Annotated in this window: 15 protein-coding genes and 2 tRNA genes; 7 read left to right on the top strand and 10 right to left on the bottom strand. The window is 40.0% G+C overall.

Annotation, left to right across the window (positions count from 1 at the left end; translation table 11 throughout):
- Nucleotides 1–31: 31 nt before the first annotated feature.
- A complete protein-coding gene (locus IPF37_01140) occupies nt 32–1,105 on the bottom strand; it encodes a glycosyltransferase family 9 protein (protein QQR49435.1) in 1,074 nt (357 codons plus the stop codon).
- 131 nt (nt 1,106–1,236) lie between these two features.
- Between IPF37_01140 and IPF37_01135 the strand changes: the two genes are divergently transcribed.
- Nucleotides 1,237–4,008: an insulinase family protein gene (locus tag IPF37_01135; GenBank protein ID QQR49434.1), complete on the top strand. Its 2,772-nt coding sequence runs from the start codon at nt 1,237–1,239 to the stop codon at nt 4,006–4,008.
- A 79-nt stretch (nt 4,009–4,087) separates the two neighbouring features.
- Here IPF37_01135 and IPF37_01130 read toward each other — a convergent pair whose 3' ends face one another.
- The 8 genes from IPF37_01130 to IPF37_01095 form a co-directional block, all read right to left on the bottom strand.
- Nucleotides 4,088–6,844, bottom strand: coding sequence for a hypothetical protein (locus tag IPF37_01130; GenBank protein ID QQR49433.1), 2,757 nt, complete (start codon nt 6,842–6,844; stop codon nt 4,088–4,090).
- Between the two features lie 79 nt (nt 6,845–6,923).
- Entirely contained in the window at nt 6,924–7,148 is a 225-nt protein-coding gene (yidD, locus tag IPF37_01125) for a membrane protein insertion efficiency factor YidD (protein ID QQR49432.1), read from the bottom strand.
- The gene (locus IPF37_01120) at nt 7,145–7,474 is read right to left on the bottom strand and encodes a ribonuclease P protein component (protein QQR49431.1); all 330 of its coding nucleotides are present in this window, start codon (nt 7,472–7,474) and stop codon (nt 7,145–7,147) included. The genes yidD and IPF37_01120 overlap by 4 nt, the downstream gene beginning before the upstream one ends.
- A gap of 252 nt (nt 7,475–7,726) precedes the next feature.
- Nucleotides 7,727–7,861, bottom strand: a complete 135-nt coding sequence (gene rpmH, locus IPF37_01115) for a 50S ribosomal protein L34 (GenBank protein ID QQR49430.1) — start codon at nt 7,859–7,861, stop codon at nt 7,727–7,729.
- Nucleotides 7,862–8,002: 141 nt separating this feature from the next.
- Nucleotides 8,003–9,361, bottom strand: a complete 1,359-nt coding sequence (locus IPF37_01110; protein QQR49429.1) for a hypothetical protein — start codon at nt 9,359–9,361, stop codon at nt 8,003–8,005.
- Between the two features lie 113 nt (nt 9,362–9,474).
- Nucleotides 9,475–9,561: transfer RNA gene (locus IPF37_01105), tRNA-Leu, on the bottom strand.
- Between the two features lie 18 nt (nt 9,562–9,579).
- A tRNA-Lys gene (locus tag IPF37_01100) sits at nt 9,580–9,654 on the bottom strand.
- Between the two features lie 45 nt (nt 9,655–9,699).
- Nucleotides 9,700–11,910, bottom strand: a complete 2,211-nt coding sequence (locus tag IPF37_01095) for a hypothetical protein (GenBank protein QQR49428.1) — start codon at nt 11,908–11,910, stop codon at nt 9,700–9,702.
- A gap of 117 nt (nt 11,911–12,027) precedes the next feature.
- Here IPF37_01095 and ruvB point away from each other — a divergent pair, with 117 nt between their 5' ends.
- The 5 genes from ruvB (at nt 12,028) to IPF37_01070 (ending at nt 16,233) form a co-directional block, all read left to right on the top strand.
- Nucleotides 12,028–13,077 (top strand): Holliday junction branch migration DNA helicase RuvB, encoded by a 1,050-nt coding sequence (gene ruvB / locus IPF37_01090; protein QQR49834.1) that lies wholly within the window; start codon nt 12,028–12,030, stop codon nt 13,075–13,077.
- A gap of 144 nt (nt 13,078–13,221) precedes the next feature.
- Nucleotides 13,222–13,803, top strand: coding sequence for a hypothetical protein (locus IPF37_01085; protein QQR49427.1), 582 nt, complete (start codon nt 13,222–13,224; stop codon nt 13,801–13,803).
- Between the two features lie 106 nt (nt 13,804–13,909).
- Nucleotides 13,910–14,539 carry a hypothetical protein gene (locus tag IPF37_01080; GenBank protein ID QQR49426.1) on the top strand — a complete coding sequence of 210 codons (630 nt, stop codon included), beginning with the start codon at nt 13,910–13,912 and terminating at the stop codon, nt 14,537–14,539.
- 240 nt (nt 14,540–14,779) lie between these two features.
- On the top strand, nt 14,780–14,971 hold the full coding sequence (locus tag IPF37_01075) for a hypothetical protein (protein QQR49425.1): 192 nt from the start codon (nt 14,780–14,782) through the stop codon (nt 14,969–14,971).
- An 80-nt stretch (nt 14,972–15,051) separates the two neighbouring features.
- Nucleotides 15,052–16,233, top strand: a complete 1,182-nt coding sequence (locus IPF37_01070; protein QQR49424.1) for a branched-chain amino acid transport system II carrier protein — start codon at nt 15,052–15,054, stop codon at nt 16,231–16,233.
- Nucleotides 16,234–16,310: 77 nt separating this feature from the next.
- Here IPF37_01070 and IPF37_01065 read toward each other — a convergent pair whose 3' ends face one another.
- Nucleotides 16,311–16,928, bottom strand: coding sequence for an aquaporin (locus IPF37_01065; protein QQR49423.1), 618 nt, complete (start codon nt 16,926–16,928; stop codon nt 16,311–16,313).
- Nucleotides 16,929–17,244: 316 nt separating this feature from the next.
- On the opposite strand from IPF37_01065, the gene IPF37_01060 reads away from it, so the two are divergent.
- Nucleotides 17,245–17,961 carry a YebC/PmpR family DNA-binding transcriptional regulator gene (locus IPF37_01060; GenBank protein ID QQR49422.1) on the top strand — a complete coding sequence of 239 codons (717 nt, stop codon included), beginning with the start codon at nt 17,245–17,247 and terminating at the stop codon, nt 17,959–17,961.
- The last annotated feature ends 10 nt before the right edge of the window (nt 17,962–17,971 follow it).

The following is a 17,971-nucleotide window of genomic DNA, read 5'->3' as shown; positions in this document are numbered from 1 at the left end:
ATTAATTCCTTTGCAAAAAGAGTTACACGAGCTAAAGATTTGCGTGTACACGTTCCAGTAATTGGTCAGGCGTTAGTTTATACATGCAGTTGGTGAAATTGCTATTCTTTTGTTCAAGCCCATGAGTTTTCTGGTAAAAATGTTGACAAGGAATTTGAATAACATTTTTTTTATTTTGGTTCATGAGAAATGAACCGTGCTTTTGTGCGTTGGTGGGTCCGAAGATGCCAATTGATCGTGTGCCAAAAAAGTCGGCAAGGTGCAAAACGCCGGTATCGGGAGCAATCACAAGCTGTGCCTTGTCAATCAAGTAGCTTGTGGTAATCAGGTCCCACTTTGGTGCTAGTACAATATTTAAGTTGCGTTCTTTGCAAAAGGTGGCCAGCAGTTCTGCCTGATCACCGAAATCTTTGCCCAAGAGTATTATGGCATAATCGCGATAGATAGACTGGTAGTCGTGCGAAAAAATTTCAAGAAGTTTTTGCCATTGCTCGAGTGGCCAATGTTTAGATTTCCAGGTAGTGTTGGGTGCTAAAAGAATATATTTTTTTATGTCGTTTTCATTGAGCCATTGTTCAATAACTTTTTGTTGTTCAGGTTTAATAGCCAAAAAACATTCCTTGTGTAACTGGTCAATGGTTGGGCATGATTTTGCTCCGTTCAAATTGGTAATGACGTCAGAAGCGAGTGCCAAATTTTTTTGAATAATATTATCGTAAATTGGTGAGGTATGTTTATGTGTTAAAAAAGAGCTCATGCCCCAGCGCGCATTTTTGTAATCAAAACCATATTTGGTGCCGTTGAGACCCAACATGAGAACGCTTGTTTTAAAAATGCCCTGAAAATCAATGATTGCGTCCCAGTGGGTTGCGTGCATTTCGCGCGCAATGCGTTCGGTAGTTTTCCAATTCTGCGGCATTAAAAATTTATCAGGCAATATCCATAGTTTATCTAAAAAAGGTTGATCAACTAAAAGGCTTGCCGCTTTTTGTTGTACCACCCAGCTGATTTGTGCCTTGGGTAAGCTGTTTTTTAAAAGAAAAAAAGCGGGCAGGGTGTGAACAACGTCACCAATTGCAGAAACGCGGACGATGAGAATTTTCATGATTTTTGCAAAGCCGTTAAGGTTTAAAACTACCATTTGCATCTTATTTGATGAATTTAGTATACTCATGATTCGTTCTTTTGTCATGATCTTTAAAAATGAGAAAAAAAACTAAGTTACCAAGGAGTTTCATGGAATTTTTTGCACGTTATAAAATGTTGGTTGGGCTAGCGTTTATGCTCGTTTGTCTTGCTGGTGTTGTTTTTGTGCTCGTACGTATTTATCGTTCGCGTGGTGTGACGCCGTCATTTTTTAGAACGCGTCCCAACTTTTTAATATCGACTGATGGCGTTACTAAGCACACACTTGACAATGGTATGACCCTGCTCATTTTCAAAAATAATTCGATTCCAAAGGTGTTAATGCAAATTGCGTACAACGTTGGTTCGTATGTTGAAGAGGGCGGCGAGCGCGGGTTGGCGCATTTGATTGAGCATATGATTTTCAAAGGCACGCATAAAATGTCGGAATCTGATATCGATGAAATTGCGCGCAAATATGGTGCATCACACAATGCGTTTACTTCAAAAGATGTGACGAGTTATTATTTTGAATCGAACAAAAATAACTGGAAGCCGTTCATTAGTATTTTGGCAGACTGCATGCAAAATGCCCGATTTGAAGATGAACATCTTGCGTCAGAGCTTAAAGCTGTTGTTCAAGAATTAAAGATGTACAAAGATGATTATTGGTCAATGATGTTTGAAAAAATTAGCAGTGCTTTATTTCCTGCTAACCATCCGTATCATTATCCCATCATTGGTTATAAAGATGATTTAATGAATTTGTCGTCAGATGTACTTAAGGCGTTTTACAAAAAATATTACACGCCCGATCGTGCAACATTGTTTGTGATTGGCGATGTTGATTCAGACGAAGTAATTAAAGAAGTTAAAGAACAGTTTGCCTCCTTGACGGCAGAGCACTCCGCGCACATTCATGCATTTCCGCGCGTACCGACCGATTTGGTAACGCAGCACACCACCATGTTTGAAGATATCGCAACCGAGCAACTTGGTTTTTATTGGCGCATTCCCGGCCTGAAAGATCAGCATGAAATTTTGTCGACCATGGCATCGTACTTGCTGGGTGGCGGAGAAGGAAGTCGTTTGCATCGTTCGCTTGTTGACGAACATAAAGTTGCTTCCTCAATTGGCGTTTATGCTGAAAAATATATGGAAGAAGGCGTGTTTGTTATCTTGCTTGAGCCAGTGAACGGCAAGCGCGAAGATTGTTTGCGCATTGTGCGTGAAGAGCTTAAGAAAGCGGTTGATCATGGTTTTAATGATAAAGAACTTGAGCATGTGACTAAAACGCAAGCAAAGCGCTTTTTCCAACGCATGCAACAATTTAAAAACTTTACCTACGAATGGCTGACTTCATTTTTTGCCACGGGCGATGAGTTGGCGGTATTCAAACGTGTAAATAAATTTGTTGATATTGAATCACGCGATGTTCAAGATTTTATTGCGCAGCATTTAGATCCAAATTTGGTTAACCAAATTGAAGTTATTCCAATGCCAGAAGCGTGCAAAAAATTGAGCGAGCGCGCGAAGGAAGAATCTGACCAGCAGGACGCAGAGTTGTTGGCAAAATATCAGCGCACACTGCCGATTGAGCTGCCCAAATTAGCTGAAACATTTGCTGAACCAAATATGTTAGATTTTACCTTTCCAAAGCCGAATCGCACGATTGTGCTTAATAATGGCCTCAAGGTTTTGTTGCATCAAAATCATTACTTGCCGCTGTTGAGTGTGAACTGCAAATTCAAAGAATTTTTCTATCTTTCAAATTCACGCGAAGGTGTGGTGCTTGATTTAATGATGGAAATGTTGATGGAAGGGAGTAAGGGTTTTGCGAAAAAAGATAACGTCGATTTCTTTGAATTTCACGGAGTTGGCTACAATTTTGGTGCTACTGGTGCCGGGCTTTCGATGCTCAATGCTGATGCTGACCAAATTTTTGAACGTTTTGTGCATGTGTTGACTCAGCCAACGTTTCCAAGTGAAGCACTTGAAAAACTCAAAAATATTGCGGTTGATGCATTCTTGCGCAGCAAAGATGAAATTACCGATCGTGGTGTTCGCGAACTTAAAACGATGATTTATAAAAATCATCCGTTTGGTTGGCGCTTTGATGAAGCGATTGAAATGGCCAAGACTCTTTCAGCAAAAGAAGTAGTACGCTTGCATAGCGAATACGTTTCAGCTGCCAATATGATTTTAACGGTTGTGGGCGACTTTGAAATGGATGCTATGGAAGCAACTGTTCGCGCCGTGTTTGAAACATTGCCAGCCGGTAAACAAGTTGAAGTCGAGCGTCCAACGCAAGATTTCGTGCCGAACGATGTTGCCGATATCAGCATGGTGCGCGATCAAGTGGTGCTTCTTTTTGGTAGACCTTCCGCGATTAACATTTATCACCAAGACCTTATTCCGCTCAAGCTGCTTAACTACATTGGTTTTTATTCGCTCGGTTCTCGCTTGTTTAAACTCCGTGAGCAATCAGGCTTGTTTTATACCGCATTTGGCGGCTGGGCCTCTAACGCGAGCAAAGATACTGGCTTTGATTATGTTGGTGCCATTTTGAGTCCAGACAAGCTTGAATTTGCTGAAAAAGGCATTCGTTCATTGATTGAAGAAATGGGCCATCATGGCGTTACGCAAGCAGAAATTGATGGTGCCCGCCAATTGTATTTGAAATCATTAATTGATGCCGTTTCAAACAACGCGGCCGTGGGTGAGTTGCTTGGCTCGCTTGAAGCATTTGATCTTGGTTTTGATTATTACGATAAAGCGCTCAAGCGTGTTCAAACAATGGACCGTGATGAGTTGAACGCTTTGTGTGCGAAATACTTTGTGATGAACGACATGGACCGTGTGCGCGTGGGTCGAGTAAACTAGAAAACGAGTACATTAAATGTAAGAGGGGGTAGGCTTTCGAAAGCCTACCCCCTTAAAACGGCCTGAGTTTTATAGAGACCTAGCTCCAGTCATCTTCGTTTGTGCTTACGTTGGTAAGGATCCAATCATCGAGCCATGAATCTGTTTTAGGACCATTCTGCCAATCTATTCTAAATTGGCGTTCGTCGAATTTTTCTTTTAATTCTTGTTCAGCTTTTTTTATTGCCGCCTTTAATTTGTCAGAGTCGTCAGATTTGGGCATTGAGCTCTGATGGACGTTGCTAGGGCCTGGGGCTTGCTGAACATTCCTTACAGTTTCTTTGATCCATTCGTTTGTCCAATGAATCCATTGATCATCATTCCAATTTTTATCAGGCGAATTTTGTTTTTTAGTACCAATAAACTGTTTAGCTTTTTTTGTCAGCTGCTCTAAAAACGATTGCTTGCTGTTGCCATGACCATTGACTGCTTTCTGGCTGCTGATATTGGGCTCAAATTGCTTTTGATACTGCTCTTTGAAATCGCTGTAGAATTTTTGTGTGAGATCGGCTGAAAACGGTATATTCTTTTTTAGAAACATAGTTTCTGCATGTTTGCAGCACTTTATCATCGTGTTTGTTTGTTTTATCCATTCGTCTATAAACTTTGCATCTTTTTCAGGGGCTTTCCTCCAAGCTATCGTAAACTCTTCAAGGAGGTTTGGTTCGACTCGTTTTTGCTCTTCTTCTTTTTTAGACATTAGATTGCTGAAGCTTGTAAGTAAAGCACTTTTTGCATCTGCATGATTAATTTTTATCTTACTAGATACATAGTTATTCACTATTGTTTCAATTATTGTGTTTACCCAATTTTGAATCCACTCAGGTTTATTTATGGCGTCAGCGTCTTGTTGCCAGTTTTCTTTGAATATATTTTTTATAGTGGTAAATGGGGTTGCTATTCCTTGTAAATTTTTTATTCCCTCATTATAGATGGCCCTTGCCTCTTCGCATCTAATCCAGTTCTCTAACCATGCGTTACTTGGAATTATCTTTCTTTCTCCATCTATCCATTCCTGTTTCCATTCAAATTCAAATTGCTGTTCATTAAATTTTATTCCTTTTTCCTCAAGCGCGTTTTTTGCTATTGCCTTTTCTTTATCAGAATTAGGAGTTGGTGGTAGTGGTTCAAGAGCTAGGATAGCCATTTTAACTGGATCAAAAATAAATGGGTATTGGCATGATTCTGCGGTAATTGGCAACTGAGCGGTTGGATAAGAGTCAGATGATTTTATGATAAATGGTCTAGAGATAGGAAAGCCAAAAGTGTTGTTAGAAAATAATTGTTCGAAGTGATCGCGAGGAGTGCCTTTATTAAATTCTGGTATTGGTTTTAAAAATAGTTCAAAAATGGTATCGAAAAAATCTTCTCTGCTCATTGTTTGATTATTGATGGTGATCGGATTGGTGAGATCAGTATTTTCTAATCCATGTTTTTTAAAGAAGGCAACAATTGCTGCAACTTGTTGGCTAAACTCATGTTGATTTTTTTCAAAATGAGGAATTTCAACGCTTTCAGGCACATCTGCCTTTTCTATTATGTAATCAGGATTTGTTATATCGCTTATATTTTTTGCTTTGTTTCTAATTGAATCGAAGAAAATTTCAAAAATAGATTTTGATGGTTGTGCGTGAGGAGATGTTACTTTTATAGTAGCATTTTCATATCCTTCATAATTTTTTAGAACATTTAAAAATTTTAGAAGTGCATTGGTTGTCCCTTTTACTCGATCTTTATCTTCTTGGATGTTTTCTCCCGGCTTGAGCCCGTTGAGAATTACTTCAACCATTAGGCTTAATCGGTTTTCATAAAATATTTTAAATAATACTGGTCTGTCGTTTTTCATTATACCTTTAAATATTCTAGGGGATAGCGCTGACCAGTTTGTTACATTGCTTCGGTCTATGGTACTTGTATTCAAAAGATTCTTCATGAAATTTTTTTCTATCTCTGCTTTCAGGGCGTCTTCTAGAAATATATCAGTTTTGCTAATCAAATTTGTTCTTAATTGTTTTCTTAAATTTATTTTAAGGTTTTTAGTGATTAGTTGCTCGAGCGAATGGCTGCGTGCTACTTTATCCTGATCTGTATCTTTATCTGTTCTTTCTTTGATTGCCGTATTTATTGCGATCTCGTTATTTTCTATATAATCGATGGTACTTTTTAATTTGTAGTAATTTTGAAGGGTTTTCTCTTTAAATGCTTTTTCTATTGCGTCGGACCAATTGACTGGTTTGATAATTTCTTGAATGAATGTTTTCATTGCTTCTGGGGTTAAGTCCTTTTTTATAACCTCATCTGGGTTTACGATTTCATTTGCATCATTTTCATGATCCTTTGCTTTTTTAGCAAATTCTTCAGTTTGCTTTGCCGCATTTTCTGCTTCAACTACCGCCAGATTGGCATCAGTTTTATTCTTGGCATTGGCTGCAATCGCGACTTGAGCAAGAGAGCGAGCGGCTTCAGTGGCAGCTTGAGTTGCGGTCGTATCGGCAGCAGCTGCTGCTTCAGATGCGTTACTATCTTTGAGCGCGTACTCGGCAGCTTTGGTGGCTGAATCACGAGCGGCCTGAGCAGAGAGTGCAGCTGCTTGGGCAAAGGCTTCGGCTTGTATTTTGAAAGAGCCTTTATTGGTCATGTAATCTAAACTGTTCGCCAACTCGGCTAGCTTGCCTTTGAGCGCCGTGAGGCCGTCGGCAAGATCGGCAAGTGGATTGCTGGCAGCGCACTGTGCTTGAGGTGCCCACAGCGTAATCGATGCTTGAAAACAGAACAAAAATAATAGTAAACGTTTCATGCCCACTCCCTTTTTTTAATAAATGAAATAGCGCCCATTTTTTTAGGATAGTCGTTTTGAGGTTGGTGGGGCAAGAGTTTTAGTTAAAGCGGTTTGAAAGGCGCAGGGCGAGGGCGGTGATGGGGTTGCAGCTCAGCACACGCAGTGCGATCTTGAGCAAAGCAACGGGTAAGAATTTTTGTTCGAGCGCAAGCTTAACATAGTCTGAGCAGGAAAAGGGATAAATGCAGCAGATGCCCATGTAGCCAAGAACGGGGCGGAGCAGATCGAAAAAGGCGATAATAATGCGGTGATGCAGTTTCATGAAAAGCATTTTTCTAAGAAATCTTTGAGCTGATCAAAGCTCAAATCGAGTGCTGGTTTGTAGACCAAAAGGATTGAATGAAAGGGCTTGTTATAAAGACCTTCTTCATAAAAAATGCTTTTGAGGCGGCGGCGTACTAAATTGCGGTCGTGCGCTTTCCCAGTTTTGCCGGGCACGATAATCAAAAGTTTACCATTGCCAGGTTCTACGGGTGTTGCAGCCTGCAGCAGTTTGAGGCCATTGCAGCGACCGGCAAGCCGGGCTTTTACAAAAGCGGCATCAATTTCTTTTTTTTGGAAGGAAAACATTTTGTGTAATTTAGTCATAAAGTTGGTTCTATTATTAAGGCAGGGCTTTCGACCCTTCGAGACGCTCTTCGTAAACTCAGAGCTCCTCAGGGAGACCGGTGTTTTGGGTGGTGTTTTTGATCTAACTCTCATACTTTCAGATTCTATCCCGTTTTCCCTGAGGAACCCTGCGTAGCGGGGTGTCTCGAAGGGTGCGGGCAGGTAATACTTTTGAAATAAGTTCCATAGTTTCAATGGCATGAAAAAAGGGCCTTGCGGCCCCTAAAATCTTTAAACGGCAAGGCGTTTACGGCCTTTAGCTCTGCGACGGTTTAAAATGTCGCGGCCTTTGGAGGTTGCCATACGCTTACGAAAGCCATGCTTTCTTTTACGTTTTTTGTTACTTGGTTTATACGTTATTGACACGATTGCTCCTAGCGATGATCATTTTTTTGTTACGATTGTTGCAATCTGAAAATATTGCTTCAATCACCTGTTCCCATTGTAACTGATAAACGCATGAAGTGCAAGCTAGGAATTATATTGAAATTTAGCGCCTTTGGCGTGTCAGTGTGTGAGGACATAAATTATATGGTTCAGCGTCTTTTCGCGCATAATCGTTTGGGCTAGCATGCCGGTATTAATAGGTTTATTTACCAAGTCTATCTTTTCAATAAGTGGCTTGAAATAAACAAATTCTCGTAGTCGCTTGGAGTTAAAAAGGTGGAGGTAGTGTTGCATGTCTTTGAACTCGATCTTAATATTTTCGTTGTAGGCAATTTGATCGACTAACACTTCTTCTTTGAGTTGTTTTTCTGCTAATTGTTCAATGTGGATGCCAAAATCTTTTTGCGCTTTGTAAACTTGGTAATCAGGTTGTTGGGTCAGCGAGAGTAGAATATCTTCTTGTCGGCGCAAAATAAGATGCTTAGGAATTTCAAAACGATGTTTAGTTAAAAACAGGTGGAAAATTTCTTCAATAATAGATTTGCGTTGTGACTGGTCGTTGCGATAAGAAAAAACTTCCATCAGTTTGTTGTGGACTTCGGTTTTGTTTTTAAGCTTAAAAGCACTTTTAAAACAATCGAGCGAAAGGTTAGTACCTTTAATGATTGAATTAACACTGAGTAAAAAATTATAGCGATAATTTTCGTAATCATTGGTTGAATCTTCTAAATCAAGATGGTTCGTGATAAACGAGTCATTGATATGTTTGCCTAAAAAAAGTGTGCCAAGCGGGTCTGATATTTCATGTGTTTTAATTTTAATCCAAAACGTATTTATTAAATTTTTTGAAACAGCTTCGTTGGTATTATTAAAAAGCGTTGCCTGAAAACAAACCCAATCTCCTTCTTCAATTAAAGAATGATTTTGTTTACGTTCAGAGATTGTTTCTTTATCCATAAATTGTATGACCTGCTTATCCAAGTCTTTATATTTTTTGCGCTTTGGTGCTTTGAATGAAAAATGTTTCCATTCTTTGAAAGCGATAGGGTCCGCGGTTGAAATATCAAACGTAAAAGAAACGGAAAGATCAGGGTTGAAGGTTATTGAATTGAGTCGTGGATAGTTTGCCATTAAAATTTTGCGCGCTAAAATTTCGGTCATCAAATGATCGATTACCAAATGTTTGAGAAGGTAGTTTTTAATCTTTTTGTTTATTTCATTCTTAAAAACTTCTTCAACATACGAAGATGGTATTTCTGTTTTATTGAAACCATCTAAATTTTTCCCTTTGAAAAGTTCAATTGTTTGGTTGTAGAGGCTTTGCGTAATCTGCGGATGAATATCAATGATGATTTTGAGCAAGTGCGACGAAATTTGATGTACAGAAAAAGTTAAACCCGGCTGTTGCTTCTTTTTTAAAGAATCTTTGAGAGGGTCAATTTTCTGGTCGAAATGATTTTTCGTTGTGCTACTATCCATGTGTTCTCCTTTTTAACAAGATAGGCGCAAAAAAAACTATTCAATGTTTTTCAGGATAACACACGATTGCATATCATGGTCAAGTGTTAAAATAATATTGTGAAAAAGTTACGTGGTGCAAGAGGGGGGACTCGAACCCCCACCCTCTCTCGAGGACTGGCTCCTAAGGCCAGCGCGTCTACCAATTTCGCCACTCTTGCAAGAGCTCAAGAAGATGATGGTGGGTCGCCAGGGACTCGAACCCTGAACCTGCAGATTAAGAGTCTGTTGCTCTACCATTGAGCTAGCAACCCACCAAAATTGTACCTGATTTTTGTAAAATAACAAGAAAATAGAACCTAAACAGTTGAAAGCTCCCGTTGAGCATAATAATGTATTTGCTCAAATGCATCGTGTGGCCATGAAGCATTGATGGCAACAATTGCTTTATTGTCGTCAAAAACAGGGCTCAAGTGTGGTGCTAAAACGGCACTTGTTTTTAAATGGCCAACAATCGCTTGTTTATTTTCTTTTAAATATTTGAGGTAATTTGGATGACGGAGCGGACGGCCATACGTTTCAATCAAATTTTGTGCCGCCAAGCTATCGCCGGTTGATTTAATGTGTTGTACCAGTTGCATAAGTTTAGTGATCGCCGCATACGTTTTTTCAAGGTTAGCAATACGTAGGCCTACAACCGTGTGTTGTTTGTTGTTGACTGTTGCCGTTTCTTCAGCAAGTTCGAGCCCGCCGTTGTCAATTAAATAGTACATGATAGTACAGTTGGCGCGCGCATGGTCCCCAGCAATTTCGGTCGCATTATCACTTTGTTGCAAGTATCGTCGTAAGCCTGTTTTTGCCATGCCCAAAATAAGATGGTTGATCATCTCGTCGTTGGTTAATTTATTGGCCCATGCGGTCAGTAGCCCTGCTTGTTGAAGTGCTGGCAAGTGGTTAATGCTGATGTAGAGTGCGTTGATTTCAGCACGCAATTCTTCGATTGTGCTTTCATAGCCAGCCAAAAATTCACTAATGTTTTTGTTGGTAACCGGAATTGTGTCGCCAACGTTGTACGTTATGCCACCGATCGAACGGTTCTCATTCTCTTGAAAAGTATGTGTTGCCAGTTTACCGCTGCCGTGGCCAATTGTTTCATGCAAAATGCATTGAACATTCCAGATATCTTGTGCCAGCTCATCGTTGGGGTCGTGCAGTGCAAGCCATGCAGCTTCATCTTTTAAATAAGAAAGTTGGCGGGCAAGGTCTGGGTTGATCATACTTTCAAGCCCTTTTTCTGCCGGATAAATAATTTGCTTTGAGCCATGCGATGAACGAATGTCTTCGTCATTTGGTAGGCAGTAGGCAGCGGTAATAAACATTGGTCCCAGGCCGCCGGCACCAAAAACTTTCAGATTGATCGACGCATTTGGAATACTTGCCGTTCCTTGATCAAGCGTGTCGCGTTTAAATGTTGGTGGGAGGGGCATTGCTTTTTCAATGGCCGGCAGAAGTGCGTTGAGTTTTTGAATATCAACTGCTTTGATAGTTGCTTCTGCTTGAAAATGGCCGCGTTGTGATTTTGGATCGTTGTATGTTTCAATAAAACCAAAATTGTAATCGATTTTGCTGCTACTTTTGAGCCATTCAATTGAATGCAGTTTAAAAGATTCTTCGTTACCGTTTTCTAAGTGATTAATTAAATGCTCTAAACTTTTGACAAAGTGAGCGTCAAAGAGTGTTGGGTTTTGTTGTGCGTGTTCGTAGGCTTTTTTTAGCCAGTGTTGGGCAACTGTCAGTTCATCGCCATAACGACCTTGAATGGCGTAGGGCGTCATGCGTGGTGCGTGTTTGCCGCCCGCTGTGTCGATATCAAAGTAGGCATTTAATTTATTGCGTTCGTGCGCCGTGAGTTGTTGATAATCTTTTTCAGTAAAATTTGGCGCGTACATGTTGACGGCACTTTGTTCGATGTTGTTGGGGATGGTGCACGTTGATTCATAGTTTTCATCAAAAATGGTTTGTGCGAGTGTTTCGATAATTTCTTCAGCGTCATTAATGCCGACAGCATTGAGTGCTTTTGCAAGCGTTTCAGGTGTTAATGTTTTGAGCCCGAGTTTTTTTGGCGTGCGTTTTTCGTTTGAATGTTCGCGTAAAAAATATTGTCCGTGGTTGGTCCACAAATAAATTAAGTATGTTTGAGCGTCTTTAATAAATTGTGCGGGGTCGCAGCCCAAATCTGCTGCCGAAATTTTGGCAATTGTTTTTTTATTCAGTTCAAGAGTTTTAAATAAATCTAAAATCTGAACGCCATGGCGATGCAGTTGGTCGGTGGCGATGCGGTTGCCCGGCATACTAGCGCGCCATAAATAATACAGCATGATGCGCTCGGGCTGGCTGAGCGAATTGTATAAATCAACTAAGTTAGTATTAAACTTTATAGCAATTTCGTGAAACTGTTCAATTGAGGCGGGTGGCATTGCTAAATGCATAAAATCTCCTTGTGATGTGCTAGCGTGCAACGAAAGATGGCAGAGCGTTCCGGCCATAATACTTTTCATGAGTATATTCATTTACGAGCTCCTTGATGAGTTATATGTTTCGGTTGCAAAAAAATATTTTCAAAAACTTTCTTCATTGTAATATTTTTGATAGCATATAAAATCGCTTTGGACAATCTGTTAATAAAAATGAGAGAAGTTATGAATCTTGAGGCGCCTGTAGAGTTGCTCAGTTTACAAGAAATAGCGGAAGATAAGATTTTTACTTTTGAGCCGTCCACGTTTGACGACTATCTTGGTCAATCGGTTATTAAGGAAAAATTGAATGTTTATGTTAAGGCAGCAAAGTTGCGCGATGAGCATTTAGATCATGTGCTTATTTTTGGTCCGCCTGGTCTTGGCAAAACGACGCTTGCGCGAGTCATTGCCAAAGAACTTGGTGTTGATTTTAAAGTAACGAGCGCGCCTGTTCTTGAGCGTGCGGGAGATTTGGTGGCGATCATTTCAAGTCTTGAACCAAAAGCAGTTTTGTTCATTGACGAAATTCATCGTCTACCAAAAAATGTTGAAGAAATTTTGTACAGCGCCATGGAAAATTTTTGTGTTGATGTCATCATCGGCCAAGGTGCTGGTGCGAAATCTATCCGCTTGCCAATTAATCCTTTTACCTTAATTGGTGCTACAACAAAAACAGGTTCACTTTCAGGGCCGCTCCAAACACGATTTGGGATTGTTGAGCGTATTGATTTTTATGAGCCGGCAGAATTGGCGGCCATTGTTGAAAAGAATGCAAATTTTTTGGGGATGCCCATTGAGCCTGCAGCAGCGTTGATTATTGGTAAGCGTGGGCGTGGTACGCCGCGTGTGGTAAAAAGAATTATGCGTCGCGTGCGCGACTTTGCGCAAGTTCATAATTGTCACGTGATTGATACCGTTGTGGTGAATCAAGCATTACAATTTTTAGATATCGATGAAGATGGTTTAACAAAACTTGATCGTAAAATTTTGGTTCATATTATTAAGGACTTTCAAGGTGGTCCCGTTGGTCTTGAAACGTTGGCGGCAATGACGGGCGAAGATAAGGATACGTTAGAAGATTTTTGTGAGCCTTATTTGATTCGACTGGGATTATTGCAAAAAACATCTCGTGGTCGACAGATCACACCGCAAAAAATAATTTCATTGAAACAAAAACTGTGTGGAGAAATTTTTGAAACGCAAAAAAGTTTAACAGAATAGGCTTTTGCTTAAGCTTTAAATTGACTTGTCTGGTTTTTTTTACTACATTCTCATCACTCATGAGGCATGCGACGTTGTACATAACGATTTTAAAGAAGAAGTGTTTAGTTTAAGTATAATTTTTTATAGTAAGGAATGATCACCATGATTAAGAAAGCATTAGTTCTTTCATTGTCCCTTGGTCTTGTTGGTAACGTTTCTGCAAACAATGTAGATGCACTTGTTGCACTTGCACAAGCAGAAGGCATGGAAGCAGTTGAACAAGTTATTGCTCAAGCTGCACTTGAAGATCAATCAGAAGTTAATGTCATCAAAAAACATAAAAAACTTCTTTTGACCGTTGCAGGTACAGCAGCAGCAACAGCAGCAGTTGTAGTGCTTGGCCAAATGGCTTACAATGCATACAAAACACCTGCTCAAGTTAAACTTGCTAACAAAGTTATAAAAGCAGCAAAAAATGCAAAAGATAAAGAAGCATTTGACAAAGAAGTTGAAAAAATCTTGAAAGATGTTAAAGCTGAAGATAAAGCACAAGTAGTAACAATGCTTGATTTAGCTGATGACGTTGCGCATTACACACAACAAGAAGCAGTTCTTGCGTTTGGCGATAAGTTTATTGCACAAGCAATGAATGATGCCGCTATCGTAAAAGCTGGCGAAGATAAAGTCAAAGCAGCTGAAAAAAAAGCTAAAGACGATGCAGAAAAAGCTAAAGAACAAAACTAAATAAATCTTATTTCGTTTTAGTTTATTAATTTAAAAAAAGGGCGTTCTTCTGAATGCCCTTTTTTAGTGTCAAAATTTTAAAAAATAATTGAATCAAAGAAGCATAATGAAAAAAATAATATCTCTTTTAGTTCTTAGTTTAAGTATGCAATCAGCTCCTAGCTTTGCAACAGCTCAGACAGCGTCAAAGGTTCAAAAAGAAGTTGCCGCACTTATTGAACACGCACAATTTTACAATCTTTCGGCCGAACAAACTTTGTTGTTGGCGCAACAAGCGATTGACCAAGCAGCTTATGTTGACGATTTTGGGGTTGAGGTGCCGCAAGATAATCATAAAAAAATGATGATCATTGCCGGCGTTGTAGTGGCGGTCGTCGTAATTGGCGGGATTGCGTACTACTACTTTTCTGAGAAAAAAATTAACACAGCGTGGTACATTGCTGAAGAGATGGCAAAAAAGTTGGCTGATGGTGGGTCTTTAGAAGAAGTGCGACTATGGGCGAAAATGCAGTCTAAAAATCTTAATGATGCAGAAATCGTTTATTTGTATAAAACGGATGTAGAGTTAGATGAAGAACTTTCATGGCGCATAAAAGAGCGTTTAATCGACCCACTTTCAAAACATAGAATTAATAATTATGCGAAATTTAATATTTTGCGTATTCTTGAATCAGTTAGTAAGTTGCCAGTTACTAAAGTAGAAATTGCCGAAGCAAGACGAGAATTTGCCAAATAATAACCAAAAAGGTACCCTGCGTTTTGACCACGCGCGATACCTTCATTAAAATGCCAATCTGAATGAACGGGCATGTTTATAACCTTGATATTCAGGGTATGAACATGCCCTTCATAAATTATATAGTTGCAAATAAAGGCGTTTTGTGATACGATCGAAACGCTATTTCACATTGAAAATTTGTGTGATTGGTCGTGTGTTGGTTTTACATTTCATCAGGTACTCTAATGAGGAGGAAGCATGAATGCTTTTACTACGAGCGCTTTGCCGAGTCAATTGAATAACGGAAACTTCATTACCCGTCCTTATTCCATGATTGCCAACATTGTCGTGGCAGCTGTGGCCGTGGCCGTCGTCGCCGTGGTCGCTCTTACTGGCTCGTGTCGAATTATGCTGCGCTCGCGCGTGTTCATGTTATACCTTGCCATCTAATTAAATCCGCCTGTCATTTTTTTCTTATTTTTTTTTATTTGTACGCATGCTTTTTTAAGCAAGCATAGTGAGGATTCATAATGAATTTTGCTAATATAATTTCTGTTGGCTTTGCCATATTCGCGATGTTGTTTGGTGCTGGGAACGTTATTTATCCGTTGATGCTTGGCCGTGATTGTGGCGACAAGATTTGGTTTGCCTTGTTGGGCTTTTTGGTTACCGCTGTGTTGGTGCCGTTGATTGGTTTGGTTGCTACCATGTTGTGCGACGGGCAATATAAAAAATTGTTGGGTAGCTTGGGCAGAATTCCGTGTGCATTGATCGTCTTAGTTTGCATGATTTTGATTGGGCCGTTTGCGCTAACGCCACGTACCATCACGGTTGCTCATGCGGCAGTAAAATTGTATTTCCCATCTTTTAGTATTTTTTATTTTTCTTTGATTTCTGGTGTGCTGATATTTTTGGCGACCATCAAAAGAAGCAAAATAATGGACATCTTGGGAACCGTTTTGGGACCACTCAAGGTTGGGTTGCTTTTTGTGGTGATTGTTAAAGGTTTGCTACAACCGCATGAGTTGTTGCCAGCTGTCGCAAGTAGTATGAGTAATTTTTTTATTGGCATGACGACGGGGTATGCAACCGGCGATTTGCTTGGTGTTATATTCTTTTCAGGACTCATTTTTTCTGGTTTGCGCAAGGGCGAAGATGGCCCGCCAAACTATAAAAAACTTGCTATGATGGGTTTACTTGCAGGTTGTGTGGGTGCGTTTTTGATTGGTGCGGTGTATGTTGGCTTTTCATTGGTCGCCGCATTTAATGGTGCTCAAATTGTAAACGTTGCTGATGGCGATATTTTTAGTGAATTGTCTCGCATTGTGCTTGGTAATGTTGGTGGCTTTTTGCCAAATATTACCGTTGCTATTTCTTGCTTTGCAACGGCTGTAGCGCTTACCTCAGTATTTGCAACCTATTTGCAAAAAGAAGTTTTGATGGATAAGTTGAGCTATCCAGTTGCGTTAGGAATTACGGTAGCAATTTCAACCATCATGTCCAATTTAGGCTTTAGTGGTATTATGAAAGTGACCATGCCGGTTATTTCATTAATTTATCCAGCTTTGTTGGTGTTGGCGCTTGTTCAAAGTGCGCATGTGTTGTTCGGCTTTAAATGGATTAAAACGCCGGTGTTTGTTACCTTTGTTGCAACCGTTCTTGTGAATCATGTGCCAGGCATTATGATGATTTTGTCAGGACTGATTGCGTAATCATCAGATAGTTTTAAAAAAAAAGTAATTAAAAAAGGCCCTCGAAAACTCGAAGGCCTTTTTTAATTTGGCATGTATTAGATGAGTTTTTTTTGAAAAATGGTTGCCAATAAAGCACCGAGTAGTGGGCCAAAGCCATAGGTAATCATATTGATAAGGCCATGCGGACCTGTTTTGATAGCGCTGAAAAGTAATGCGCCAAGTCCAGTTGCTGGGTTGAAGGTACTGCCAGTCAGTTCGCCAGCACAAAAAAGAACGGCGGTAAGTGTCAGGCCGAGAACCAAGCCATCGGTTGTGCTTTTTGTTTTTTCAGCATCAAGTGCGAGCCATACACTGACAAAAATAAAAGAGAAAAGTGCTTCAATCAAAAGAGCTTCCCAGAGCTTGATGCTTTCGAGCGGGTGCGGGGTGTGGGTATTATTTGATAAAATAAAAAAGAGTACGCAGGCAACAAGAGCACCTAGTGTTTGTGAGCCGATATATCCAGCCAAATCTTGATCGCTGAGTTTTCCTTTAAACCATGCTGCCAAAGAAAGTGCTGGGTTGTAGTGTGCGCCCGAAATGTTTTTGCCGATGTAGATCATGGCGGTCAGCATGAGGCCGATAGCGAGTGGGTTGCCGGTTAAGCAAATGGCAAAAGTAAGAAAGAAGGTGCCAATGAGTTCGGCCATGTAATTTTTTTTGAGCATTATCATAATAAAAATTCTCCTTTTTTATGCTATGAAAAGTGCTGGTAATTGCGAAAGACGATGATTGTTTTTAGATGCCTCCTTTCGGTTTAACTATTTTTTCAATTTTATTGCCATTTGTACTATTTTGCAAATTTTATAAAATACGTCAGCCTGGCATCTTTTTCAGGATCTGTTTTTTCATTTTTTTCATGAAATTTATGCCGGTTGGTGTGCTTTGTCTATCGACAAAGAAGCACAAAGAAGCTACATTTATATCTTGTTTTCCTACTTATTTTTGAATGATAGTGAGGCATTGACGTCATAATTTTGAGGAGTGAGTATGTCTGGACATTCTAAATGGTCGACGATTAAACATAAAAAAGCAAAACTTGATGCTGCTCGCGGCAAAGTATTTACCAAAGTTGTTAAAGAAATTACCGTAGCAGCGCGTGAAGGCGGGGGCGACCCAGAAGGTAATGCTCGTTTGCGTACCGTTCTTGATAAAGCAAAAGCGTGCAATATGCCGCAAGACAACATTGCCCGTGCTATAAAAAAAGGAACGGGCGAACTTGAAGGTGCGCATTACGAAGCGGTAACATACGAAGGTTATGGCCCAGTAGGGACGGCGGTTATGGTTGAGGCATTGACTGACAATCGCAATAGAACGGCTGCAGACTTGCGTCACATTTTTACCAAAAATCATGGTAACATGGCTGAAGGTGGGGCGGTTGCATGGATGTTTGAGCACAAAGGCGTTGTTCGTGCTGCTGGTTCAATTAATGAAGATGAATTGTTGGAAAAATTGTTGGACTATGATATTGATGATATTTCTTCATACGAAGGCATTGTGACGGTAAGCTGCGGTATTAAAGATTTGTATGCCGTTAAAAAAGTAGTTGAAGATGCCGGCCTTAAAGTTGACGATGCGCAGATTGAGTGGCTTGCAAAAACGCCCATGCACCTTGACCATCAAGACGAAGAAGAAAAAGTCTTTAAGTTTCTTGAAGCTCTTGAAGATAATGATGATGTTCAAAACGTATATTCTAACCTTGGATAGAAAAAAAGGA

Source organism: bacterium (genome assembly GCA_016699045.1).
Taxonomy (GTDB): Bacteria; Babelota; Babeliae; order Babelales; family RVW-14; genus AaIE-18.
This window is presented reverse-complemented; position numbering and strand designations above follow the sequence as displayed.